This window comes from Virgibacillus carmonensis, assembly GCF_057836705.1.
The window spans coordinates 1-596 of sequence record NZ_JBYQFJ010000271.1 but is presented as its reverse complement, the minus strand read 5'-3'; the positions used below and the strand labels follow the sequence as shown (position 1 = coordinate 596).

The following is a 596-nucleotide window of genomic DNA, read 5'->3' as shown; positions in this document are numbered from 1 at the left end:
GAATAGTAACGATTGAAAATAGTCTTTTGGAAACCATGACTCAGCAATGATGGATAGAATTGAAAAGGAAATGGACACGGTAACAACCCAAAATAGCATAGCTCCGCAAAATTTCCCCAGCATTACTTGCCATCTGGACGTTTTTGTAACGAGTAATCGCATCGTTTTCATCTCCGTTTCCCTGTTGATGATGTCGTGGGATGTTGCAAAAACGAATAAAAAGCCAAACATCAGCACAATTAGTGCAATTGCTGCAGTATATGCCGACCCAGCTTCCCCACCATTTTCGATCAGTTTGTCGATTATGCCAGGATTATTTTCAATAAATTTCGCAGACTGGTACGAAACGAATGTAATAAATAGTACAATTAATATGGATCGCACACTTTTGAAAGAATCAATAAACTCTCTCTTTAATACATGAATCACATTTGCCACTCCTATCTTTTCATCACCTATTTCATATCATAGGACTTCATTTTTTCTAATTCTTTTTTCCTTTTATCCTTTATTGCCTCCCTGCCCTGTATCCATTCACCAAGAAAAATAGCCAATCCCAAAATAAGAGTGGTATAAAAGGAAAAGCCTTCTCCATC

Annotated in this window: 1 protein-coding gene; it reads right to left on the bottom strand. The window is 37.2% G+C overall.

From position 1 onward, the window contains the following. On the bottom strand, window positions 1–429 hold a 429-nt coding region (locus tag AC3G7N_RS21825), incomplete at its 3' end, for an ABC transporter permease (RefSeq protein ID WP_489424220.1). Window positions 430–596: the final 167 nt, after the last annotated feature.